We start from the raw sequence: 25,174 nt of genomic DNA, 5'->3' as shown, positions 1-25,174 counted from the left end.
TAAGCTAGTACACATTTGTGATCTTTCTCATGGATGTTTATGGATTTGTTAAAACTGTTATACAAATTATGTTATCCTGTTATACATACAAATATCAAAAGAAAATGAAATCAATAGGTAATTTCCTTTGACGGACGTATAGAACAGGTGTATAATAATCCTATAACAGGTGCACATGATAATCAAATTTTTTTATTGAGGTGAAGAAAATGAGTAAGGTTCCTTATGAAGTGTATACAGAGGAAGTTGAGGCACTATCCGTTCTTTCTCCAGAAGGTGAAATTGTTAATGAAAAAATGATGCCAAAGCTTACTGATGATCAATTGAAAGAAATAATGTACCGTATGGTATTTACTCGTACTTGGGATGATCGCGCAGTAAATTTAGGTCGTCAAGGCCGTCTTGGTTTCTACGCTCCAGTATCTGGACAAGAAGCAACAATGGTTGGTAGTGAATTTGCTCTTCAAAAAGAAGATTTTGTATGCCCGGGATATCGTGATATTCCACAGCTAGTATGGCATGGTTTGCCACTTTATCAAGCTTTCCTATATTCTCGTGGTCACCAACATGGAGGTCAAATTCCAGAAGGTGTTAACGTACTAATGCCACAAATTATTATTGGAGCACAAATCCTTCATGCAATGGGTATTGCAATGGGATTCAAATTGAAGAAACAAAAACAAGTAGCAATTGCGTACACAGGTGACGGTGGTTCATCTGAAGGTGATTTCTACGAAGGTTTGAACTATGCAGGCGTATTTAAACTTCCTGTTATTTTCTTTGTTCAGAATAATGGCTATGCCATTACAACACCATTCTCGAAACAAACAGCTGCACTATCTATCGCGCATAAAGCAGTAGCTGCTGGTATTCGTGGTATTAAAATTGATGGTATGGACGTATTCGCTGTAATTAGTGCTGTTCAAGAAGCTGCAGAACGCGCTCGTAATGGAGAAGGTGCTACATTGATTGAAGCTGTGACTTATCGTTTCCGTCCACATTCCTTGTCCGATGATGCTAGTAAATATCGTACAAAAGAAGAAGAGACTCAGTGGAGTGAAAAAGATCCAATTTCACGCTTTGCTAAATATCTAGAGAAAAAAGGTCTTTGGACTGAAGAAGATACTGCTCGTGTAAGAGAAGAAGCAAAAGCGAAAGTAAATGATGAAATCAAAAAAGCAGAAAAAGTTGAAAAAATGACGATTTCTGGTTTGATCGATAGTATGTTTGAAACAACACCAAAATATCTTGAAGAACAAAAAGCTGATTTTCTATAAAAAATTATTAATTAATGAAATATAAAGCAAGTAATTGACTGTTAATGTTTAAGGAGGAAATGGAACAATGGCACAAATGAACATGAAAGAAGCGATTCGCGATGCGATGCGCGTTGAATTGGAGCGTGACCCCAATGTACTCATCTTCGGTGAAGATGTAGGGAATGTTGGTGGTGTTTTCCGTGTAACAGAAGGCTTGCAAAAAGAATTCGGTGAAGATCGTGTAATGGATACTCCACTAGCTGAGTCAGCAATCGGTGGTATGGCGGTTGGGCTTGGAATTCAAGGATTCCGTCCGATTGCAGAAATTCAATTTATTGGATTTATCTTTGAAGCGCTGGATCAAATGTTGATTCAGGCAGCACGTATGCGCTACCGTTCAGGCGGACGCTATACATCACCAATCGTTTTCCGTACTCCTTTTGGTGGTGGTGTTAAAGCCGCAGAACTTCATACAGATTCTCTGGAAGGTTTGATTGCTCAAACTCCGGGTATAAAGGTAGTAGTACCTTCCAATCCGTATGATGCAAAAGGTTTGTTGATTGCTTCGATTCGCGATAATGATCCTGTATTCTTCATGGAACATTTGAATTTGTATCATGCTTTCCGTGCTGAAGTACCAGAAGGTGAATATACCGTTGAATTAGGTAAAGCTAATATCGTTCGTGAAGGTTCCGATGTAACTATTATTTCTTATGGGATGACAGTGCATACTGCAACTAAAGCGGCTGATGAATTGGAAAAGAGCGGAATTAAAGCTGAAATCATTGATCTACGTACATTGAATCCTCTTGATATTGATACGATTGTTAATTCTATTAAGAAGACAAATCGTGCGATTGTAGTTCAAGAAGCTCAAAAGAGTGCAGGAATTGCAGCTGAAGTTATTGCACAAATTAATGAAAGAGCTATTCTTCATCTTGAAGCTCCAGTTCTTCGTGTTGCAGGACCAGATACGGTTTATCCATTTGCACAAATCGAAGAATCATGGCTTCCAACACCTGCGCGTATCATCACTGCTGTAAACAAAGTGATGGAATTTTAATATAGTTGTCAGTCACAAATCTAGGAGGTAAGAACATTGGCTAAATTTGAATATCGATTCCCAGAATTAGGTGAAGGCCTACATGAAGGTGAAATTATTAAAATGCATATCAAAGTTGGTGATAAAGTCACTGATGATGATATCGTCATGGAAGTTCAGAATGATAAAGCAGTCGTTGAAGTTCCTTGTCCAGTGAATGGTACGGTACTTGAGGTATTTACCAAAGACGGTCAAGTATGTCGTGTAGGTGAAGTGGTAGCTATCATTGATGCAGAAGGCGATGTGCCTGAGCAAGATGAACCAGCAGCAGAACAATCTGTACCAGCACCAGTAGCTACTCAATCTGCACCAGCAGCAAATTCTGGATCGGTTAATTTTGAATATCGTTTCCCAGAACTAGGCGAAGGCTTGCATGAAGGCGAAATCATTAAAATGCATATCAAAGTTGGTGACAAAGTCACTGATGATGATATCGTCATGGAAGTACAAAATGATAAAGCCGTTGTTGAAGTTCCTTGTCCAGTGAACGGTACAGTACTTGAAGTACTTACCAAAGACGGTCAAGTATGTCGTGTAGGTGATGTAGTGGCTATTATAGCTGCTGAAGGAGAAGTGCCTGAGCAAGAAGGTGCGCATGCTGCACAAGAAGTAGACACAGCAAAAGGCAGTGCGAATACAACTGCTACAGCAACTCCAGTAGCTGCTCCCAATAAAGATGTTCTAGCTACACCTAGTGTGCGTAAATTTGCTCGTGAGCAAGGTGTGAATATCTCTAACGTTACTGGGTCAGGTACAAATGGTAAAATCACGAAAAAAGATGTTGAATCCTTCATGAGTGGTGGTCAAGCAACTGCGGCACCAGCAGCATCGGCAGCGCCAAGTGCAGCTAAAGATGCGGCAACTACAACTGCTCCAGCAAAAGCGGCTTCAACAACTGCGGTTGCGAGTAATGCGAATCTTGATGAAGAACGTGTACCATTCAAAGGAATTCGTAAAGCAATCTCTAATGCGATGGTTAAATCTGCTTACACAGCACCACATGTTACGATTATGGATGAAGTAGACGTAACTGATCTAGTAGATTTCCGTACTCGTATGAAACCAATCGCTGAGAAAAAAGGAATCAAAGTAACTTATCTTCCATTTATCGTAAAAGCATTGGTTGCGGCAAGTCGCCAATTCCCTGCACTTAACGCGATGATTGATGAAGAAAGTAATGAAATTGTATATAAGAAGTACTATAATATCGGGATTGCAACAGATACACCAAATGGCTTGATTGTTCCAGTTATTAAAGATGCTGATCGTAAGAGTATCTGGATGATTGCGGAATCTATTGCTGATCTTGCAATTCGTGGACGCGATGGTAAATTGAGCGCGAACGAAATGAAAGGTAGTACCATTTCAATCTCCAATATTGGTTCTGCTGGTGGTATGTTCTTTACACCAATTATTAACTTCCCTGAAGTTGCTATCTTGGGTGTAGGTCGTATTTCTGACAAACCAGTAATTAAGAATGGTGAAATTGTTGCAGCGAAAGTTATGGCATTGTCCCTAAGCTTTGACCATCGTATTATTGATGGCGCGACTGCACAACATTTCATGAACTACATTAAATCGCTTCTCGCTAATCCCGAGTCGCTAGTTATGGAGGTTTAATCATGGTCGTAGGAGACGCTTCTTTAGATATCGATACATTAGTCATAGGTGCAGGTCCTGGTGGTTATGTAGCAGCAATTCGTGCTGCTCAATTGGGACAAAAGGTATTAATCGTTGATAAAGATGAAGTTGGTGGTGTATGTCTTAATCGTGGATGTATTCCTTCCAAAGCTTTGATTGCAGCAGCTCATCAATATGAGTCTGCACAACATGGTGAAGCTTTTGGTGTAACGGCTGAAAACGTGAAAGTGGATTTCGGAAAAACACAAGCTTTCAAAAACAGTGTTGTTAAGAAATTGACTGGTGGCGTTGCTGGATTACTCAAAGGTAACAAAGTAGAAGTATTCAATGGTGAATGTATGTTCATCAATGAAAACGAAGCACGTGTCTTTAACGAACACGAATCTCCACGTTACCGTTTCAAGAACTGTATTATTGCTACAGGTTCTCGTCCAATTGAACTTAAGCCATTTCCTTTCGGCGGACGTATCATGTCTTCGACAGAAGCATTAAATCTTCCTGAAATTCCAAAGAGCATGATCGTTATCGGTGGTGGATATATTGGAGCTGAGCTTGGCCAAATGTTCTCCAAATTCGGTACGAAGATTACAATCATCGAAGGCCTAGAATCCATTCTTAATGGTTTCGATCCAGATATGACGAAGATGGTTGTGAAGAGTATGGAAAAAACAGGTGTTGAGATTATTACCAATGCTAAAGCAGAAGGTGCTACACAAACAGATAAAGATGTAACAGTCAAATATTCTGTTGGTGGAGAAGCCAAAGAAGTAACTGCTGATTACCTTCTAGTTACTGTAGGACGTCGTCCTAATACAGATGGTGAACTTGGTCTTGATCTTGTAGGAATCGAAATGACCGATCGTGGATTGGTAAAAGTAGATCATCAAGGTCGTACGAACTTCCCACATATCTTCGCTATCGGCGATATCGTTGCAGGTCCTGCACTTGCGCATAAAGCTTCATACGAAGGTAAAGTAGCTGCTGAAGCTATAGCGGGTCACACTTCTGTTGTAGATTACAAATGCATCCCTGCAGTAGCATTTACAGATCCAGAGTGTGCAAGTGTAGGTTATACTGAGAAAGAAGCGAAGGAAAAAGGCTATAAAGTTGTTGTAGCTAAGTTCCCATTTGCCGGTAACGGTCGTGCTTTATCTCTGAATAGTCCTGATGGATTTGTTAAATTGATTTCTGAAGAAGGTACGGATCTTGTACTAGGTTGCCACATTGCTGGTCTTGAAGCTTCTAACTTGATTGCTGAACTTGGTTTAGCTATCGAAATGGGTGCAACTCTTGAAGACATCGCTCTTACCATCCATGCACATCCAACCCTTGGAGAAATCATCATGGAAACTGCTGAGTTAGGTCTTGGTAATCCAATTCACATGATTGCCCCGCGTAAGAAATAATAAGATAAAAGTTATTTTATCTATCATTATAAATGAGGCTGTCCCAAAACCATGGAAATGGCTAGGGATAGCCTCTTTTGTGCAAATATAAGTAAGGCATGTATTGAGATTATCTACTAATAGCTATAATAAATGTTGTATAGTAGGGATATAGAAAAATTGTGAGGTGTTATTTCATTATGAAGAATTATTTAGAATTGTTACAAGATATATTAGATCAAGGTACAAGCAAAGAAGATCGAACAGGTACAGGTACTGTGTCCGTATTCGGTCGTCAGCTCCGGTTCGACTTAGCCAAAGGATTCCCACTTTTAACAACAAAAAGGGTTCATATTAAATCAGTCGTTCATGAACTACTGTGGTTCTTAAGTGGGGATACGAATATAAAGTATTTGAAAGACAATGGCGTATCGATTTGGGATGAATGGGCCGACGAGAATGGTGAATTAGGCCCTGTATATGGCTCGCAATGGAGAGCATGGGAATCAGCTGAGGGAAAGAAAATAGATCAAATTGCTAATGTCATTGAATCGATTAAGAACAATCCAGATTCAAGACGTCATATTGTGAGTGCTTGGAATGTGGGTGAAATCGATAATATGAAGTTACCGCCTTGTCATTTTATATTTCAATTCTACGTGGCTGGAGGTAAACTCTCTTGTATGCTTACCATGCGTTCTGTAGACACCTTCTTAGGTCTTCCATTTAATATTGCTAGTTATGCGTTACTAACACATATGGTGGCACAACAGTGTAATTTAGAGGTCGGAGAGTTTATATGGTCTGGTGGAGATGTTCATATTTATTCAAATCACATGGACCAAGTTCAGACACAGTTGCAACGTGAACCTTATGAACTACCAACGTTAAATATAAGACGCAAACCGGATTCAATCTTTGACTATCATTTCGAGGATTTTGAATTCAATGATTATAAACATCATCCTGGAATTAAAGCACCAGTAGCCATTTAGAAAGGAGGCAGAATAATGTCTATTACCATGATTTGGGCGATGGATCGTAACGGTGTGATGGGGAAGGATAATGGGCTACCTTGGCGTTTGCCACGAGATATGGCTTTTTTTAAGCAAGAAACTATAAATAAGCCTATTGTCATGGGTAGGAAAACATGGGAATCCTTTAATGGTAAACCATTAAAGGATCGGATAAATATAATTATGACTCGTGATCAAACATACGAGGTACAAGGGGCTCATGTGATACATACCGTGGAAGATGCGTTAAATTATGCAAAAGACGCGGATCTTATGGTTATAGGTGGTGCTCAGATTTACACCCAATGGTTACCTTATGCTGATCGTCTTCTCGTTACGAGAATTGATGAGGAATTTGAAGGTGATATTACTTTTCCTGAGATAGATTGGACCGCCTGGACTTTAACCGATAGAACTAAAGGTATACAAGATGAGCAGAATCCATACGAGTATTATTTCTGTACTTACTTGCGAAAATAATACTTCATCGTTCCTTCAGATGTCATGTTAGTGTTAAATAGTACAAAAAATAAGGCTGATAATCCATTAATATAAAAACGCTCAAATGCTAATATAATGTAAACAAATATTTCACATTAAGCATGTATTTATGGATTATCAAGCAGAAACGGCTATGCCGACATATATACACTGACAAGAAGAGAACGGATGGGGGAAAGGAACCATGTCTACACCAACAGGTTTTATGGAATATAGTCGTCAATTACCAATAGATAGAGATCCCCTAGATCGGATTAAAGACTGGGAAGAATTCCATAAACATATGTCTGAAGAAGAACTTCGGACACAAGGTGCGCGTTGTATGGACTGCGGTACACCTTATTGTCACACGGGAATTGATATGGCTGGTGGAACATCTGGTTGCCCAGTAAACAATCTTATACCTGAGTGGAATAATTTAATTTATCGTGGTATGTGGAGAGAAGCTCTTGAACGTCTGCATAAGACAAATAACTTCCCCGAATTTACGGGTAGAGTTTGTCCAGCACCGTGTGAAGGTTCGTGCACAGTTGGATTGATAGGACAACCCGTAACCATTAAAACCATTGAACAAGCCATTATAGATAAAGGATTTGAAGAAGGATGGGTTGTTCCCCATCCTCCAGAGAATCGCACTGGGAGACGTGTAGCTATTGTAGGTTCAGGTCCAGCTGGACTTGCGGCAGCAGCTCAATTGAATAAAGCAGGTCATCATGTGACGGTCTATGAACGTGCTGACCGTATTGGCGGCTTGTTAACATACGGTATACCAGCGATGAAGCTAGATAAAGGTGTGGTGCAACGCCGTGTAGATCTTCTTGAAGCAGAGGGAATCAAATTTGTAACGAACGTTGAGATTGGGGTTAGCATCCCAGCACAGCAATTAGTAGATGATTATGATGCAGTTGTGCTCTGCGGAGGGGCTACGAAACCTCGAGAGTTCAACATTGAAGGTTCTAATCTAAAGGGTGTTCATTATGCGATGACATATTTAAATGGAACTATTAAGAGTTTCTTGGATTCAGATCTATCAGATGGTAACTACATTACTGCTCAAGATAAAGATGTGATAGTGATTGGTGGTGGGGATACAGGTTCAGATTGTGTAGCAACCGCTTTACGTCATGGTTGTAGTAGTATCACACAATTTGGGACACATGAGAAGGCACCTCTTGAACGTGATACATTAGGTAATCCGTGGCCGCAATTTCCGAATGTGTATACTTTAGATTATGCGCAAGAGGAAGCTAAGGCTTTGTACGGACAGGATCCACGGGAGTTCTCGATCATGACGACAAAATTTGTTGGGGATGAATCTGGTCAATTGCAAGAATTGCATACGATACAAATTCAACGGATCGTAGATGAGTCAGGAAGTAAGACTTATCAACAAATACCTGGTACGGAACGTATTTTCAAATCACAAATGGCATTAATCGCTATAGGGTTTGATGGGCCTGAACAGAGTGTAATACAACAATTAGGGCTTGAAACGGATCGTCGCTCGAATGTAAAAGCGCGTAAAGGAGTTTATACTACCAACGTGGACAAAGTATTTGCTGCGGGTGATATGCGTCGTGGCCAAAGCCTTGTAGTGTGGGCTATAAATGAGGGTCGTGAAGTAGCGCGCGAAGTAGATAAGTATCTAATGGGTTCTACAGTACTTGTCTAATCTGTTATAGAATGAATAGTAGGACTGCACCTTTAGCATGGAATATGAGCCATCTAAGGAGAGCAGTCCTACATTTATTTCGGATATATGAGAAAAAGGGGTGCCTCATCAGTAGAATTATCTACTGTTATGCCACCTCTATTTTTGTTTTATCTATTACTATTTGATTATTTGCTGAAATTTTGATTATATACTTCCATCATTTCTTCAAGAGCACTTTTACTAATCATTTTACCTTTGAAATAAACGAGATTCTCAGCTTCACCTGTGAAAATACAAGAAGGTTCGTACTTTTTAAGAATAATGCGATCTCCATCAACGTATATCTCTAGCCCGTCCTTAATATCAATGCCTAGTGTTCTACGTAATTCTATGGGCAAAACAATACGTCCTAGTTCATCTACTTTTCTTACAATTCCTGTTGCTTTTAACATGATAATTTCCCCCTTGTGATATATCGGGACGATTCGACAAATTGAATTCAAATTCGACCTATTATGATATTCTTCTTTTTGAATTTTATTCCTATATATAGCTATTTGTCAACTATTTAGGCATGAAAAAGCAATTAATATTGGTTTAATCTAGGTTGACAGACGAATATAGTTATATAAGGGACTTTATATTTCGACAAAATTCGATATGAATATATGTATATCTAGTAATCATTATGAGTGTTTTCACTTTATATTTAACAAAGCTTAACATAGGTTACTAAAAAGTAATAAAACCATAGTTTACGAAAATTAATAGTTTACATAACTTTAATATGATACGATATAATGTGTTGAATTAAGTAAGTTAGGAGTGACCATCTATTGAAGACACTCATTATTGCGGAAAAACCTGATATGGGTCGAAATATAGCTGCCGCAATTGAGCCCAAAGCAAAAAATCATCGTTCCTACTTGGAAGGTGAACAATATATTATTACATGGGCAATTGGACATTTAATAGGTCTTGCAGAACCTGAAGCATATGATGAAAAATATAAAAAGTGGAATATTAAAGATTTACCTATCATTCCTGAGAATTTCAAACTAATTCCGAACAAGAGAACGATAGATCAACTTAAGGTCATTGATGAATTAGCTAAACGAAGTAACTTACTAGTGAATTCTTGTGATGCTGGAAGAGAAGGACAACATATATTCTCACTTATTCAGCGACATCTGAAGCTAAGTCAGCCTGTCAAAAGACTCTGGATATCAGATTTAACGCCAGAAACGATTAGAAAAGGTTTTGCAGAGTTAAGAGAAGGTGCAGAATATGAGAATCTAACGAAGGCGGCAAGGGCGCGAAGTGAGGCTGATTGGTTGATTGGAATGAATGGGTCACGGGCTTTTACAACGAAGCATAATGTTCTGCTATCCGTGGGACGCGTTCAGACCCCTGTACTTGCGTTAATCTATGATAGGCAGAAACAGATAGATGCTTTTTCCTCATTGAAGTTCTATGATCTTGAAGCTCAATTCACACAAAATGATGTCACCTATAAGGGAATGTGGCAGGGTGAACGAATGACGGACCAGGTTAAAGTTGAGGCTTTAGCTAACAAAGTTAAGGGAAAAGAAGGACACATTTCCTCTTATGAAGTAAAAGAAACAAAAGAGTACCCCAACAAATTATATGATTTGACGCTTTTGCAGCGTGAAGCCAACGGGAAATATTCTTTTTCGGCGAAGAAAACATTAGATATTGCACAGGCGTTGTATGAAAAACATAAAGTGATTTCATATCCACGGACGAATTCTAACTATGTGACTGAGCAGAATATTCCGGAAATGCACAAAACATTAACTGTTTTGCAAGGGACATCTTATGGTGAATGGGTCGCAGGGGCAGATCGGAGTTTAGTTCATAAAGGAAACAAATCCATATGTAATCCCTCGAAGGTGGAAGACCACCACGCTATTTTACCTACCCATCGAAAGGCTAACAATCTTAGTCCAGATGAACAAAAGTTGTATGATCTGATCGTACGAAGGTTTCTATCTCAATTCTATCCAGCGGCTGAATATAAAGTTCATACCGTCTTGACAGAAGTGGAAAAAGAAATGTTCAAAACGACGGTTAAAGAGTTACTAAATTTAGGTTGGAAGATTATTATTGCTGATCAAAAGAAAGATATCGTTAAAAAATCAGCACTCAAGGATAAGGATGAAGAGGACGAAGAGGACAATGAAGTTAATGAACCCTTCAGCATCCAAGCTAAAGAGAAAGTTACGTGTTCAGATGCGTTTATCAAGGAGAAGGACACACAACCTCCTAAGCATTATACAGAAGGGACACTTCTGAAAGCGATGGAAAGCGCGGGTAAACAAATAGAGAATGAAGAATTACGTGATGCAATGAAAGATTCTGGATTAGGAACTCCTGCGACCCGTGCAGCTACGATAGAACGTTTAAAAAGTGTTGGCTACGTAGAAATGCAAGGGAAGAGAATCCAAATCACACAAAAAGGTCGGACCGCTATCGAATTAATTCGTGGAGCTGGCATCGAACTATTAACCTCTCCGGAAATGACAGGGCAATGGGAGCGAAGATTGAATGAGATCGCCCGTGGTTCGGCCTCAGCAGAGCAATTCATGGGGAGCGTGAAGAAGTTCGCTTCAATGATCGTTGATAAGGTTCGATTGCAATCGAGAGCTGCTAAGACGTCGTTTGAGAGCGAAGGTACACCGAAGAAATCGACAACAAAATCCCCTACATCCACCAGTAAGTCGATGACAAAGAATCCTGCTGTCGCGGGGAAAGTTACTTCAGATTCACCGGAAATGATTGGGCAATGTCCTCGTCCAGGTTGCGGTGGCATGATTTTCATGGGGCGTAAAGGTTATGGTTGTTCACATTATAAAGAAGGTTGTAAATTTGTCATCTGGAAAGAAAATCATGGCCGGACATTAAGTGGTTCACAAGTGAAGGCACTCATTGAGAAAGGTAAGACGGGAAAGTTGAAGTTATCTCTTGAGGACGGAACACCAAGTGAAGGTAGACTTGTATTGCATAATATGGAGACAGGAGAACTAACGATTCAACCATGAAGTGATACGTCAGTAACATGGTGAACTTAAAAACAACGGATCCTAATCTAGGGTCCGTTGTTTTAGTTCATGTTCTATTTTATGTTCAATAAGCTCGGGAACTTCATGAATGGATGTGGCCGTGTATAAAATCTGCTCAGGAGTTTGATTCAATTCAACTATATTATATTCCCATTCGTTAGAAATCTGGATATAGATACTGCATATTCCTGCAGTTAGCGCTGGTAAGACATCGGTTCTAAGTGAATTGCCGATCATCCATGTGGATGATCGATCAAATCTACCATTTCGTAAAATCTGTTCAAGACTATCTGTATTTTTATGTTCTCGAATGTATATGCGTTCATCAAAATACATATTCAATTTCATCTGATCGATTTTTCGCTGCTGGATGGCACTTTCTCCTCCAGTATAAAGGTGAAGTTGATGTCCATCGCTCTTCAGGGATTCAAGTGTCTCGATCATACCAGGATAAGGCTCGACTTCAAGCTCGTATACACTATTACCCAGCAGCAGAAGTTGATCCTCTTCTTGTGGGTAGATTAGGCGTTGGAACTTTTGACAAAAGTAACGGTACGTTTGGATGAGGGATTGAGGAAAGTTACCGCTTTTGAATCCTACATGATGAACGGAGGCGATGTCGATCTCCAATTGTTTCTGTAGAATTTCTTCGCTTGTTATTTCATCATCATTGAACCAGTTTCGTATCAATTGATCAAATTGATCGAGAACCATCCCAAAATATTTATTGCAGTGAATGAGTGTATCATCCAAGTCGAAAAGAATTTGTTGACGTGTGTTCAAATCATTCACTCCTAAAGATGAATATACGATTCTAAGAATATCTGGAGTTCCGCAACTCCGTCTGGGCGAATACTAAATTTCTCATTATCATGATTACCAAGGTGAATTCGTAGAAATCCTGCTACTCTTAGGATCATGAGGTGATGCATTAGTGTTTCTTTGGGTTCATCCAGGTCCTTCTTCATATCGTTAAGTGACTTAGGTTGATCTGCAACGTATCTTAATAAACGAAGACGGTTAGGATCGGAGAGAGCATGCGTCATACGGGTAAGACACATAGGTGGCTCATCTTCGTTATCCTCCGGGACATCTACAGGATATTGAATGAGTAGCATACCTTTATAAAAGCAATAAGTATTAATAGGTCGATTATGAACAGTAGGGAAGAGTATAACCGTCTGTAAATCAGCGATGTCTTCAACTATTAGTCCACCTGAAGCATATTCTATTAAATTTTCAGGATCCATTTTACTAATAAGCGTACTCTTCTCAAGTGCATCTTCTTCGATCAGAGGGGTTATTTCGTCTTCTATATTTCTGAAATAGTGTAAATACCATAATTTCAAAAGTGGTGTATAGTCATCACGAATTCGTCTTGTATCATTTACAGTTAGTGAAGGTAAATAGGACGATGCGATATCGAATAAGTAATCATCACTGCACAACAATAGATGATCAAGAAAAGGATCGATGCTATTTCCTGTTTGTCTATGAATGGCCCATGTATATAAAACGTCGAAATCAGAGAACGGCCAAGATGATGCAGGTGCTAATGAGGTGCGAATATTTGGGGCAAGGGAATGATCAACTTGTTGTACCCATTCAGGTCCCATATCCATGTTATCCGTCCATTTTTTCGATGTATAGACCATGAAACTTGCCATAAGCTCGTAGATCGGTGAAACATCGACTTTCACAATATAGTTCATGTCATTCATACCTTTCTGTTAATCATAGGCTACTATTATTATGGCTTGTTCGGATAGATATTGTCCACTATAATATGGGATAGTTTATGTACGAATCAATTTCATAATAGGTTTACGTAATTATGAAACTGATTCAGAATCAATTTCATAATAAGTTTACATAATTATGAAACTGATTCAGGAATCAATTTCATAATTAGCAGGGTTTCAAGAGTTTCTATCGAATTAAATATATAGAACGCTTGTTTGCATGGAATTTCAGTGTCTTTTCCCATACACTAATAGGAAAGGATTAAGAGGAGAGTTATCGCGATGATTACGATAGAACATTTAACTAAATTTATTGGGATACAAAAAGATCCTATACTTCATGATGTGAATTTTCAATTCCATAAGGGTGAAATGATTGCCATTGTTGGAAGTAGTGGGAGTGGAAAAAGTACATTACTTCAATGTCTCTCTTTGAATCAGAAATGGGATCAAGGTTCATTTAATGTGGACGGAGTAGATGTATTGAAGTTAGGATTTATGGGTAAACAAAAAATTAAAAAAGAATGGGCATACTTGGAACAAAGCCCTGAGTTTAATCCCAAACGTACAGCATTAAAGAATGTGATCATCGGCCAAAGAGGTCAGACGCCATGGTGGCGTAGATTAAGTGGGACGGTTCGTTCAGATGATTATATGGGTGCGATGGATGTTATTGAGAGTCTAGGTCTTCTTGAGAAGGCACATTTCAAAATGGGACAGTTAAGCGGTGGTGAACGTCAACGTATAGCGATTTCACGCGCATTGGTACACGGTGCAAAGGTTATCCTTGCCGATGAACCTGTAGTAGGTCTTGATCCCAAATCAGCAGAGAGTGTCTTAGAACAATTAAGAACTTTGTGTAAGGAGGAGCGGGTTACTGTGCTAACAGTTATTCCTCTAGACCTTGCTGAAAGATATGGTAGTCGAATTATTGGTCTTTCTAAGGGAGAAATCGTATTTGACGTTAAAGGAAGACGCTTAACTCAGCGTGAGAAAAGTTTAATCTAAATTAACAAGTGTAATTATAGAAAAGAGTGATATGGGTGAACAAATCAAGCTTCATAAGAGCATGTACTGCTTGCCTGACCCTACTTATTCTTGGCGGTTGTAGCATTATCAGTGATCCAGTATCTCTTATGAAAACACCGCAGATTTCTGCGGAGAATGAATCACTGCGTACATTTATTACATCGCAACTTCCTAAAGGGGCAGAACTGATTCGTGCTCGTGAGAACGATAATACAAGTCTTATTCGTTTCGCTGATCTAGATAGTGATGGTAAGAAGGAAGTTGTTGTATTCTATGAGACAACGGATCAAGCCGTACCATTACATGGTTCAATATTTGAGAATCAAAATGGTACCTGGGTACAACAATTTACTTTTGATGCAGAAGGAAAAATTCTTGAATCTTTACAGATATTAGACTTAACCAATGACGGTAGCCTTAATATCATTGCGGGATTCTCGAGAGGTGACGGTGACCTGCAGAACGGTCTCGTTGTCTATAATTATAATGGGGAGACAGTGGATAAGCTTTTGGAGACCCCATATACCCATTTTATTATGAATGATCTTAATTCAGATGACCAGAATGATCTTACGATCGTATCGTTGAAGCAAAATGAATATGCTCGCATGACGGTGTATCAATTTGATGAAGGTTTTATTGAGCTAGCCAAATTAGAAATGGAACCTTTGCTTAATCATTACTATAATGTTGTTGCTGGTAATGTATCTGAGGGCAAGAAAGGCATCATTCTAGATGCTGCTAGCGGTTCTGGTTCAGGGTATTACTATTCTGAAGTAATTGTCATGGAAGAGAATAAATTAATATCGGTTCTAAATATGGATCAAACCTATAAGGATATTCAAATCTATAGTGAAGATGTAAATTCAGATGGAATTATTGAAATTGGGATTTTGGAAACACCAAAAGGGTGGGAACATGTTGGTTTTGAAGAAATTCCTTGGTTTTACTCGTATTATCAGTGGGATGGAACAGATGGGATGAATTTTGTGCGACAACAATACCATGATTACAAGAATAGATTCTTGCTTAATTTCTTCCCTCCCGAATGGCATGGTAATATCACATTAGATACAACATCTAACAAAGATGAGTACTTACGATTTAAAATGTTGGACACCGACAAGACAATAGCAGAGATTAAGTTCTTCCCACAACTAGATTGGGAAAAGGATCATAGTGATTGGGAATTACTTGTTCGAACTAGTGATAAAGTGATCGGCTATAAAAGCTATGACATAAATCTAGAGCTTAACAATAATAAAAAAGTGGAGAAAGATGTTGCTCCGATTGAAAGGAAGGGGAGTCAAAGTGAGTAAAGTTCTAATCTTGGAGGACGAGGAATCCATTCGTAGTTTTATAGTCATAAATTTAAAGCGTAATGGTTTTGATGTTGTAGAGGCTGAGGATGGTTATGAAGCGATTGAGAAGTTAAATGCGAATCCTGACATTGACATTGCACTTCTGGATGTTATGGTACCTGGTATCGATGGATTTGAAGTGTGCAGAAGAATTAGAGAGACTAATGAACGAATAGGAATAATATTCTTAACAGCAAAAGTTCAGGAACAAGATAAAGTATATGCATTATCTGTGGGTGCAGATGACCATGTCAGTAAACCATTTAGTCCAACAGAACTAATAGCTCGTATTCAATCGTTGTTACGGCGTGTAAGTGTTCAACGCGAAAATTCAGCAAAGGTTAGTTTTAATTCAGGTCCATTTGCTTTAGATCTAATTACCAAACAATTTAAAAAGAATGGTGTTGCCATAGAATTAACACCAACCGAATTTTCCCTGATTCAATTTTTCCTTGAGAAAGAAACGACACCACTTAGTCGAGATGTTCTGTTAGATCATGTGTGGGGTAAGGAATATATGGGAGATCCAAAGATTGTAGATGTGAATATTCGCCGCTTACGTCAGAAGATTGAAGAGAATCCATCGGAACCATTGTATTTACAAACCGTTTGGGGTCATGGATATAAGTGGAAGGGCAATGTCCAATGAGTAAGAAAGGGATACGCAGACAGATCGTCTTACACTACTTCATCGTAGTGTTTACGGCGCTGCTGCTTGTGGAAGTGATCTTCTTATTAGCGATAAGATCGTATTATTATGATAGCGTGTATAGTTATATTTCAAGCTATGTCAAAAATGCCGAAGATTTTTATCAGAAATTTAGGTTCTTTGAAGAAGAGAAAATCAACTTATTGTCAGATATGCTGGTTAACTTTAAAATGAACACGACAGAACTGCAAATATTAGATATTAACGGTAATGTATTAATCAATACGACTGAATTCAATCCCGATACGACGATTACAACAAGCGATATTCCTCAAGCCATTTCCGGGGATTTTGGTCGATGGGTTGGCCGTCAGCCATCCACTGATGAAGATGTTATGGCTGTGTCTAAGCTGCTGCAAATGAACGGAGAAGAACCATATATTCTACGGTATACAACTTCTCTTACAACCGTAAACGACAAACTTTTTGATGTGACTATGTTATCGACGGGAATTGGTGTGGCCGTATTAGCTATCGTACTTGCCTTTAGTCTAGGACTCGCGAATTCGATCGTGAAGCCACTGAATAATATTACAGCAGTCTCTGCACTCATGGCCAAGGGGAAGTATAAGGTGAGAGTGAAAGGTGATTATAGATATGAATTAGGTGAATTGGCGAGCACACTTAATCATATGGCAGAAGAGATTGTCAGAAGTAATCAGATTAAAGATGACTTCATTTCATCCATTTCGCATGAATTAAGAACTCCATTAACGAGTATTAAAGGATGGAGTGAGACTTTAGATTCAGGCGGATATGATCCTGAAGAGACGAAGGTTGGAATGCAGATTATTTCTAAAGAAACAGAGCGCTTGATTGGCTTAGTTGAAGAAATATTGGACTTCTCTAAACTTCAACAGAATGAGATGAGGCTTGTCTTTGGAGAGGTTGTCCTTAAAGAACTGCTTCAGGAGATCATGCTGAATATGTGGACAAAAGCGGAGAAGAAGAATATTAAACTAGTCTTAGAATCAGATGAGAATCCTATTGTCATAGGAGACGGTAACCGACTTAAGCAGATCTTCTTGAACTTAGTTGATAATGCCATTAAATTCTCAGATGAAGGTAGTGTGATCCAACTTGTGTTGAACTGCTATCCTGGACAAGTGGAAGTTGATGTTCATGACACTGGGTTAGGTATTAGTGAGGAACATCTCAATAGAGTGCGAGATCGGTTCTTTCAGGTTAATCCTTTGAATGGTGGGACGGGATTAGGATTAGCTATCTCTCAACAACTTGTGGAACAACATCATGGGACGATGGAAATTGTTAGTGAACTAGGTAAGGGTACCATTGTTAGAGTGATGTTACCACTTGCGGAAATTAAGGAAGACACCGATCAACCAGAAGATAGTGTTCCTATTTAATGATTAATGTACTGAATATAATATAAAATGACTAAATGGCGAACCGGTTTGTTAACTTGGTTCGCCATTTGTTTAAATATAATTATCGTATTATAAAAGTTCCGCTCGAAGTCGGGTAGAATTCTCATAAACATCTTGAAGTATTCGTGCTGGTTGTGTCAGTATAGTAGGTTTTCTACTGATGACTTCGCGAGGACCAACAATATTGACTTGGTTGACAGATCCTTGAATCACAGAACCATCTTTTATGACGGCACCTTCTCCAATAATCGCATGTTCGATGATCACATGACGACCTATTTTTGCATGTGGCATAATGACGCTATCTTTAATCATAGAATTTTTACCAATTTCGACACCATAAAAGATAACAGAATTCTCTGCGTAACCTTCTATATAACAAGAATCTGATAACATGCAGTTTGTACTATTTTCAGACTTGTGCTTCGGTTGTATCATATTTAATTTCTGAGGGCGGCTGTACATAGGCCAGTTGGTCTTATGTATTTCCCAGTCAACATTATGGTCTAAGAGATCCATATGAGCTTCCCAGAGACTCTCAACGGTACCCACATCTCTCCAATAACCATTAAATTGATATGCAAATAGTGAATCACGCTTAGATACCATCGTTGGAATAATGTCTTTTCCAAAATCATGTGTTGAGGTCAGATTAGCAGCATCATGAATTAATAATTCCCTTAAATAACTCCATTTAAATATATATACGCCCATAGAAGCTAAATTACTTTCAGGATGTTCTGGTTTTTCATGGAAGTCATAAATCTGCATTTCTTTATCCACACTTAATACACCAAAGCGACTAGCTTCCTTTAGTGGAACTTCAATGACTGATATGGTTGCTTGAGCATTTTTATTCTTATGATCTTCCAACATATGACTATAATCCATGTGGTAGATATGATCTCCAGAAAGGATAACGACATGTTCTGGATCGTGTTGATCGATATACTCCATATTCTTATAAATGGCATCTGCTGTCCCCGAGTAATCATTACCCGTTTTATAAGAAGGCAGAAGTGTCAAACCACCATCTCGAGTATTGTGTAATCCCCAAGGTTCACCCAATTCAATATGATCATGTAATGAATTAGCTTCATACTGAGTAAGTACACCAACCGTTTCAATTCCAGAGTTTACGCAATTACTAAGTGGAAAATCAATAATCCGATAATGCCCTCCAAACGGTACAGCTGGTTTTGCCATTTCTGAAGTGAAAGGTGCCAATCTTCGACCTTCTCCACCTGCAAGTAGCATAGCAATGCATTCTTTTCTAATCATGTTGAGTCCCTCCTAATTGATGTGCAATATAGTGCAGGTAAGGCCCTTAATCCCACATGAAATGAGTATATTGAAATTATTATGAAATATTACAATGAAATGATTTGAAATATCATTTATATTTTCAGAATTGTTGGAATAGGCTAATAGTAATGTTGACTATACTTGTATAAGAAGGTGATATGAATGATGGCTCAGGAAAAACAAGACGAACTAATATCAGCGAATGATTATTATTTATTTCATGAAGGCACTTCACACCATAGTTACCGTTTCCTTGGTGCACATCCAACGATAGAAATGGGTCTGAGTGGTGTAAGATTTGCAGTCTGGGCTCCTCATGCACTTGATGTTGGACTAGCAATAGATATGAATGCATGGAGTGGGCAAGATCATTCACTACATAAGATGCCCGGTTCGGGGATATGGAGTCGCTTTTTTCCTGAAATAAGTGTTGGTACATTATACAAATTTGTAATTACAGGACCTGATGGTGTCACATTCCTCAAGGCAGATCCGTATGCTTTTCAAGCTGAACTGAGACCCAATACAGCCTCGATTGTGACGAGATTGGATGAATATCAATGGAATGACGCAGAATGGCGTAAACAACAGCCTTTTCAGAAGCCTGTTAATATCTATGAAGTTCATCTTGGAACCTGGAGACAAAAGGCTGATGGATCTTTATATTCCTATGATGAAATTTCGGACATTCTTATTCCATATGTGAAAGAAATGGGTTATACACATATTGAATTTATGCCTTTAAGTGAGCATCCGTATGATTTATCATGGGGCTATCAAGGTACTGGTTTTTTTGCAATCACAAGTAGGTTTGGAACGCCTCAAGAATTCATGTCTTTAGTAGATCACTGCCACCAGGCAGGGTTGGGTGTCATCATGGATTGGGTGCCAGCTCATTTCGCTAAAGATGCACATGGTTTACGAATGTTTGATGGAACGCCATGTTATGAATACAGTGATGCCTTCAAAGCTGAGAAAGAAGGTTGGGGAACACTCTCTTTTGATTATGGGAAACCAGAGGTTGTTTCATACCTTATTTCAAATGCCTTATTTTGGTTGGAAATGTATCATATCGATGGACTTCGTGTGGATGCTGTAACGAGCATGATTCGGCTTGATTTCGAAAAGAAAGTGGAGCAAAACCAATTAAATAAAATGGGTGGTGTAGAGAACTTGGAAGCGATCGCTTTCATCCAACAACTGAATACAACCATATTCCGTTATTATCCCTATACACTCATGATGGCGGAAGAATCCAGTGCTTGGCCAGGAGTCACATCTCCTGTTGATCAGGAGGGTCTAGGGTTTAATTACAAATGGAATATGGGATGGATGAACGATACGTTGAAATACATAGAAAGTCCTTTCTGGGAAAGACCTTCTCAACATCATTTATTAACATTTCCAATTTGCTATGCCTACGCTGAGAATTTCGCACTTCCACTTTCGCATGATGAGGTTGTTCACGGGAAGAAATCTTTATTGAATAAAATGCCTGGTACATACGAGGAGAAATTCGCAGGACTGCGTAGTTTGCTTGGATACCAAATGACTCAACCTGGTAAGAAACTTCTATTTATGGGTGGTGAATTTGGCCAATTTATTGAATGGAAAGATCAAGAACAATTGGATTGGCTATTGTTAGATTATGATAAGCATCGACAATTGCAGAATTATACAAAGGTTTTGAACCAATTTTATTTACATGAAAAGGCACTTTGGGAACTAGATCATTCTATGGAGGGTTTTCAGTGGATTAGTGCAGATGATTCATCACAAAGTGTTATCTCTTATATCCGAAAAGGTAAAAAGACAGTAGATGAGCTGATTATCATCATAAATTTCCAACCTATAGCTAGGACAGATTATCGCATAGGCGTATTACGTAAAGGTACATATCAATGTGTGCTTAATAGTGATGATCTTGATTTTGGTGGGGAAGGGCGGGAGATTAAACCTTCAATTCAGACCGGAAATGTGGGTTGGCATCAGCAGAAACAAAGTCTTGAGCTTACGATTCCTCCTCTAAGTATGTTGATTTACAAGAGGAAAGTTAGAAGGAGAGATGAATTATGAAAGTTGTATTCGTTGCAGCTGAATCAACACCTTTCATCAAGACAGGTGGCCTTGCTGATGTTATAGGCGCTTTACCTAAAGCACTCCAACAGGATGGAATAGAAATGACTGTTATTCTTCCAAAATATCGGGGAATACCTAAAGCTGATCGTGAGCGTATGACACATGTGGCTGAAATTGTTGTACAGGTTGGTTGGAGAAGTCAATACTGTGGCATAGAGTTTATCTACCATGAAGGAATATCATATTATTTTATAGATAATGAATATTATTTTGGACGAGAAGGTATTTATGGGTATATGGATGATGGAGAGCGGTTTTCGTTCTTCAATCGTGCTGTGTTAGATGTTATTCGTGCGTTAGATATTCAAGCTGATGTGATCCACTGTCATGATTGGCATACAGCTATGGTTCCATTATTGTTAGAAGCACATTATCGCCATGAACCCCTTTTCTCTCAAATACGTACGGTATTCACCATTCATAATTTACAGTATCAGGGCGTTTTTCCTTACGATAATTTAAGTGAATTTTTAGATCTAGATAATAGATATTACCTTGGCGTTGAATATTATGGGAAAGCTAACTTTATGAAAGCTGGTATTCTCTATTCAGATCATGTCACGACGGTGAGTCCAACATATGCCCAAGAAATTCAAACCTCACAATTTGGATATGGATTGGATGGGTTATTAGCCACATTAGGAGATAAATTGACGGGGATTGTGAATGGGATCGATACGTTGATCTATAATCCTGAGAATGATCCCTATATTTACACGAATTATCGTTCTAATCTCGAGCAGAAACAGAGCAATAAAATAGAACTGCAAAAGGAATTAAATCTCCCTATAGCTGCGAAGGTACCTCTGATCGCAATGGTCACTCGGCTTGTTGATTCTAAGGGTATAGATTTAGTCATCAGAGTTATTGATGAAATGCTATATGATGATGATGCGCAACTAGTGCTTCTAGGGACGGGTGATTCTAATTATGAAGCTTGGTTTAAAGAGTTAATGCAACGGTATCCACTTAAATGTGTATCGCTCATTACCTTTAGTGAAAGGCTTTCACGCCTATGTTATGCTGCCAGTGATTTATTCCTCATGCCATCAAAATTTGAACCTTGTGGAATTAGTCAACTGTTAGCTTTACGTTATGGTAGCATCCCCGTTGTACGTGAGACCGGTGGGTTGAATGATACAGTACATGCATATAACGAATTTACGGGTGCAGGGAATGGATTTACATTTCATTCGTATAATGCACATGATATGATGCATACCCTTCGTCGTGCAGTGTCTTTCTATCATCAACCTTCACATTGGGATACCATCACCCAGAATGCATTTTGCGGTGATTATAGTTGGAACATATCTGCACTTGAGTATATTAGTATTTACGAAAGAATTATGGGTAACATAGTAGAAGATGAATTATTGTAAAATAAAAACCGCTCCATTGTAGGCTGAATGGTTAGACCATTAAAGCTAGACAAAGGAGCGATTTTTTGTGGCGTATGGAACTGAAAATTTAACGATTTAGTGTACGTCATTGCATAAACATACATTTTCACGTATGATTGTCCAGTTGCAAAATGATCAATTATATTTTCATGGTAAGGGGAGAACTGGAAGTTGAAGAAATTTACTCGAATGATTGTGTTTCTACTTAGCACCGTTATCCTGCTAACTACGGGTTTGCAGACGACGGAGACGGTAAGCGCCGAATCAGAAACAAAGAAAGTTTATAAAGAACTGATTCTTGGAACAAGCGCGGAGTTCGCGCCTTATGAATTTCACAAAACGATTGACGGAAAAGATCAAATAGTAGGCTTTGACATTGCTATAGCTGAGGAAATTGCCAAAGATCTTGGGGCTAAACTTGTCATTGAAGATATGGGATTTGATAGTCTTTTATCCGCTCTGCAAAGTGGTCGGGTTGATTTCGTTATCTCGGGATTAACACCAACAGAAGAAAGGCTTAAAAGTATAGATTTCTCTGATAATTACTATGTTGCACATCAAGTGATCGTTGTTCGTGCAGAGGATCAAGCGAAGTATCCAACGATGAAGGAACTTGAGGGTGAGAAGATCGGCGTACAGAAAGGTTCCATTCAAGAAGAGATTGGAATGACGATTCCGAACGCTGACCTGACATCTTTAGATAAAATACCAGATCTTATTCTCCAGTTGGAGACGAACAGAATCAACGCAATTATAGTAGAAGACACGGTTGCTGAGGGGTATCTTGATTCAGAGATTGTTCTTGCGGATGCAGAGCCAGAAGATGCAGAGTCCTTAGCAGCAATTGGAATTCAAAAAGGTAATACAGAGCTTCTAAATGCGGTTAATGATACACTTACTCGATTAAAGAGTAACGGAGACATTGAGCGGATGGTTAAAGAAGCGAGTCTTCTTGCAGCTGGCAAAGAGAAATCAGGGAACATTCTTGATGTTGCATGGAAGTATCGAAGTTATTATATACAAGGTATTGGATATACATTGTTACTATCAGCTTTAGGTGTATTATTCGGGTTCATTATTGGATTGTTTATCTCTTTACTGAGAATGACAAATATCGGTATCGTGAAGTGGTTAGGGACGGCTTATGTCGAAGTGTTACGTGGTACACCGATGCTTGTTCAATTGATGATCATTCATTACGGTATGGCCTTAACATTCGGCATTAATTTCTCACCTCTTCAATCTGGTATTATCACGTTATCTATTAACAGTTCAGCTTATCTAGCTGAAATATTTAGAGCAGGAATACAGGGCGTAGATCGTGGACAAATGGAAGCTGCTCGTTCATTAGGAATGAAACGTGGAACAGCGATGAGACATATTATTTTGCCACAAGCCTTTAAAGCTGTACTTCCTGCGATAGGGAATGAATTTATTACCATTATTAAGGAATCCTCTATTATTTCCGTGATCGGAATGGCTGATATTATGTATCAAGCAGGGGTAGTTAAGAACATTACTTACAAAGGACTTAGTCCATTTATCATTGCAGCAGCCATTTATTTCGTGATGACGTTTGCATTGTCTAAGTTACTGAGTGTTGTGGAAAGGAAGTTGAGTGCAAGTGATAACCGTTAAAGATCTTCATAAATCATATGGTCAATTAGAAATTCTGAAGGGTATTGATATAGAAATATCTAAAGGTGAGGTTGTCGTTGTAATCGGACCTTCTGGTTCAGGTAAAAGTACATTTCTGCGTTGTTTAAATTTGTTGGAGCAACCTACATCTGGTGAAATAACTTTTGAAGGTGAATCCATTACGGCTCCGAAGCATGATATCAATACAACGCGTGAAAAAATGGGGATGGTGTTCCAGAACTTCAATCTCTTTCCACACAAGACAGTGGGCCAAAATATTACGATAGCACCACTTACGGTTAAAAAGCAGTCTGCAGCAGAAGCTGACCTCATTGCTGAGAACCTTTTACAAACCGTAGGCTTGTCGGACAAAAAGGATGTATACCCTAATCAACTATCGGGTGGTCAGAAACAGCGTATAGCGATTGCACGTGCACTGGCGATGCAACCTCACGTCATGTTGTTCGATGAACCAACTTCGGCACTTGATCCTGAAATGGTAGGAGAGGTTCTCGAAGTCATGAAGAAACTTGCTTTAGGAGGCATGACGATGGTTATTGTGACGCATGAAATGGGATTCGCACGTGAAGTTGGGGACCGTATTCTGTTCATAGACGAAGGTCGTATTTCGGAGCAGGGTTCACCTGAAGAGGTATTTGGTAACCCTAAGAACATTCGTACTAAGGAATTTCTTAGTAAAGTATTGTAAGGTAGAGTAGATTTAAACTCCTAAATTAAGTTGAGAATAGGCAGACGTAAAAATGACATATTCGTCATTTTTACGTCTGTTTTTTATGCGGAAATATTGCGTATCCCTAT

20 protein-coding genes are annotated in these 25,174 nt (G+C 38.9%); 16 read left to right on the top strand and 4 right to left on the bottom strand.

Features of this window, described 5'->3' with window-relative positions; translation table 11 throughout:
• The first annotated feature begins 209 nt into the window (after positions 1 to 209).
• From pdhA to LPB68_RS01960, 7 genes are all read left to right on the top strand, one after another.
• Positions 210 to 1,277: a pyruvate dehydrogenase (acetyl-transferring) E1 component subunit alpha gene (gene pdhA, locus LPB68_RS01990; protein WP_068658356.1), complete on the top strand. Its 1,068-nt coding sequence runs from the start codon at positions 210 to 212 to the stop codon at positions 1,275 to 1,277.
• A 67-nt stretch (positions 1,278 to 1,344) separates the two neighbouring features.
• Positions 1,345 to 2,322: an alpha-ketoacid dehydrogenase subunit beta gene (locus LPB68_RS01985; RefSeq protein ID WP_068658358.1), complete on the top strand. Its 978-nt coding sequence runs from the start codon at positions 1,345 to 1,347 to the stop codon at positions 2,320 to 2,322.
• Between the two features lie 36 nt (positions 2,323 to 2,358).
• Entirely contained in the window at positions 2,359 to 3,981 is a 1,623-nt protein-coding gene (locus tag LPB68_RS01980) for a 2-oxo acid dehydrogenase subunit E2 (protein WP_068658360.1), read from the top strand.
• 2 nt (positions 3,982 to 3,983) lie between these two features.
• Positions 3,984 to 5,408, top strand: coding sequence for a dihydrolipoyl dehydrogenase (gene lpdA, locus LPB68_RS01975; protein WP_068658362.1), 1,425 nt, complete (start codon positions 3,984 to 3,986; stop codon positions 5,406 to 5,408).
• Positions 5,409 to 5,587: 179 nt separating this feature from the next.
• On the top strand, positions 5,588 to 6,382 hold the full coding sequence (gene thyA / locus LPB68_RS01970) for a thymidylate synthase (RefSeq protein ID WP_068658365.1): 795 nt from the start codon (positions 5,588 to 5,590) through the stop codon (positions 6,380 to 6,382).
• Positions 6,383 to 6,397: 15 nt separating this feature from the next.
• Entirely contained in the window at positions 6,398 to 6,883 is a 486-nt protein-coding gene (locus tag LPB68_RS01965) for a dihydrofolate reductase (protein ID WP_068658367.1), read from the top strand.
• Positions 6,884 to 7,088: 205 nt separating this feature from the next.
• Positions 7,089 to 8,576 carry a glutamate synthase subunit beta gene (locus LPB68_RS01960; protein WP_068658369.1) on the top strand — a complete coding sequence of 496 codons (1,488 nt, stop codon included), beginning with the start codon at positions 7,089 to 7,091 and terminating at the stop codon, positions 8,574 to 8,576.
• A gap of 167 nt (positions 8,577 to 8,743) precedes the next feature.
• On the opposite strand, the gene LPB68_RS01955 is transcribed toward LPB68_RS01960, so the two are convergent.
• On the bottom strand, positions 8,744 to 9,010 hold the full coding sequence (locus LPB68_RS01955; RefSeq protein ID WP_068658371.1) for an AbrB/MazE/SpoVT family DNA-binding domain-containing protein: 267 nt from the start codon (positions 9,008 to 9,010) through the stop codon (positions 8,744 to 8,746).
• A 384-nt stretch (positions 9,011 to 9,394) separates the two neighbouring features.
• Here LPB68_RS01955 and LPB68_RS01950 point away from each other — a divergent pair, with 384 nt between their 5' ends.
• Entirely contained in the window at positions 9,395 to 11,620 is a 2,226-nt protein-coding gene (locus LPB68_RS01950) for a type IA DNA topoisomerase (protein WP_068658373.1), read from the top strand.
• A 42-nt stretch (positions 11,621 to 11,662) separates the two neighbouring features.
• Here the strand turns inward: LPB68_RS01950 and LPB68_RS01945 are convergent, their stop codons facing one another.
• The gene (locus LPB68_RS01945; RefSeq protein WP_068658375.1) at positions 11,663 to 12,424 is read right to left on the bottom strand and encodes an HAD family hydrolase; all 762 of its coding nucleotides are present in this window, start codon (positions 12,422 to 12,424) and stop codon (positions 11,663 to 11,665) included.
• Positions 12,425 to 12,435: 11 nt separating this feature from the next.
• Positions 12,436 to 13,353, bottom strand: a complete 918-nt coding sequence (locus tag LPB68_RS01940) for an ArsR/SmtB family transcription factor (RefSeq protein ID WP_068658376.1) — start codon at positions 13,351 to 13,353, stop codon at positions 12,436 to 12,438.
• Between the two features lie 312 nt (positions 13,354 to 13,665).
• Between LPB68_RS01940 and LPB68_RS01935 the strand changes: the two genes are divergently transcribed.
• The 4 genes from LPB68_RS01935 to LPB68_RS01920 are packed head-to-tail and all read left to right on the top strand — an operon-like array spanning position 13,666 to position 17,849.
• Complete coding sequence (locus LPB68_RS01935; RefSeq protein WP_068658378.1) at positions 13,666 to 14,391, top strand: phosphonate ABC transporter ATP-binding protein; 726 nt, start codon at positions 13,666 to 13,668, stop codon at positions 14,389 to 14,391.
• Positions 14,392 to 14,426: 35 nt separating this feature from the next.
• Positions 14,427 to 15,731 (top strand): hypothetical protein, encoded by a 1,305-nt coding sequence (locus LPB68_RS01930; protein ID WP_198402156.1) that lies wholly within the window; start codon positions 14,427 to 14,429, stop codon positions 15,729 to 15,731.
• Positions 15,724 to 16,422 carry a response regulator transcription factor gene (locus LPB68_RS01925; protein ID WP_068658382.1) on the top strand — a complete coding sequence of 233 codons (699 nt, stop codon included), beginning with the start codon at positions 15,724 to 15,726 and terminating at the stop codon, positions 16,420 to 16,422. The genes LPB68_RS01930 and LPB68_RS01925 overlap by 8 nt, the downstream gene beginning before the upstream one ends.
• The gene (locus tag LPB68_RS01920) at positions 16,419 to 17,849 is read left to right on the top strand and encodes a sensor histidine kinase (RefSeq protein ID WP_068658385.1); all 1,431 of its coding nucleotides are present in this window, start codon (positions 16,419 to 16,421) and stop codon (positions 17,847 to 17,849) included. The genes LPB68_RS01925 and LPB68_RS01920 overlap by 4 nt, the downstream gene beginning before the upstream one ends.
• A gap of 90 nt (positions 17,850 to 17,939) precedes the next feature.
• Here LPB68_RS01920 and LPB68_RS01915 read toward each other — a convergent pair whose 3' ends face one another.
• Positions 17,940 to 19,151: a glucose-1-phosphate adenylyltransferase gene (locus tag LPB68_RS01915; protein ID WP_068658387.1), complete on the bottom strand. Its 1,212-nt coding sequence runs from the start codon at positions 19,149 to 19,151 to the stop codon at positions 17,940 to 17,942.
• A gap of 186 nt (positions 19,152 to 19,337) precedes the next feature.
• On the opposite strand from LPB68_RS01915, the gene glgB reads away from it, so the two are divergent.
• The 4 genes from glgB to LPB68_RS01895 all read left to right on the top strand — a co-directional run bounded on the left by glgB (position 19,338) and on the right by LPB68_RS01895 (position 25,064).
• Positions 19,338 to 21,251, top strand: coding sequence for a 1,4-alpha-glucan branching protein GlgB (gene glgB, locus LPB68_RS01910; protein ID WP_068658389.1), 1,914 nt, complete (start codon positions 19,338 to 19,340; stop codon positions 21,249 to 21,251).
• Positions 21,248 to 22,696 (top strand): glycogen synthase GlgA, encoded by a 1,449-nt coding sequence (gene glgA, locus LPB68_RS01905; protein ID WP_068658391.1) that lies wholly within the window; start codon positions 21,248 to 21,250, stop codon positions 22,694 to 22,696. Before glgB ends, glgA begins: the two co-directional genes overlap by 4 nt.
• Before the next feature lie 192 nt (positions 22,697 to 22,888).
• Positions 22,889 to 24,355 (top strand): ABC transporter substrate-binding protein/permease, encoded by a 1,467-nt coding sequence (locus tag LPB68_RS01900; RefSeq protein WP_082865712.1) that lies wholly within the window; start codon positions 22,889 to 22,891, stop codon positions 24,353 to 24,355.
• Positions 24,342 to 25,064, top strand: coding sequence for an amino acid ABC transporter ATP-binding protein (locus LPB68_RS01895; RefSeq protein ID WP_068658393.1), 723 nt, complete (start codon positions 24,342 to 24,344; stop codon positions 25,062 to 25,064). The genes LPB68_RS01900 and LPB68_RS01895 overlap by 14 nt, the downstream gene beginning before the upstream one ends.
• Positions 25,065 to 25,174 lie beyond the last annotated feature (110 nt).

The sequence above is a fragment of the Paenibacillus crassostreae genome (assembly GCF_001857945.1).
Taxonomy (GTDB): domain Bacteria; phylum Bacillota; class Bacilli; order Paenibacillales; family Paenibacillaceae; genus Paenibacillus_AQ; species Paenibacillus_AQ crassostreae.
The sequence above is the reverse complement of the archived record's forward strand: the minus strand, read 5'-3'. Positions and strand labels throughout refer to the sequence as shown.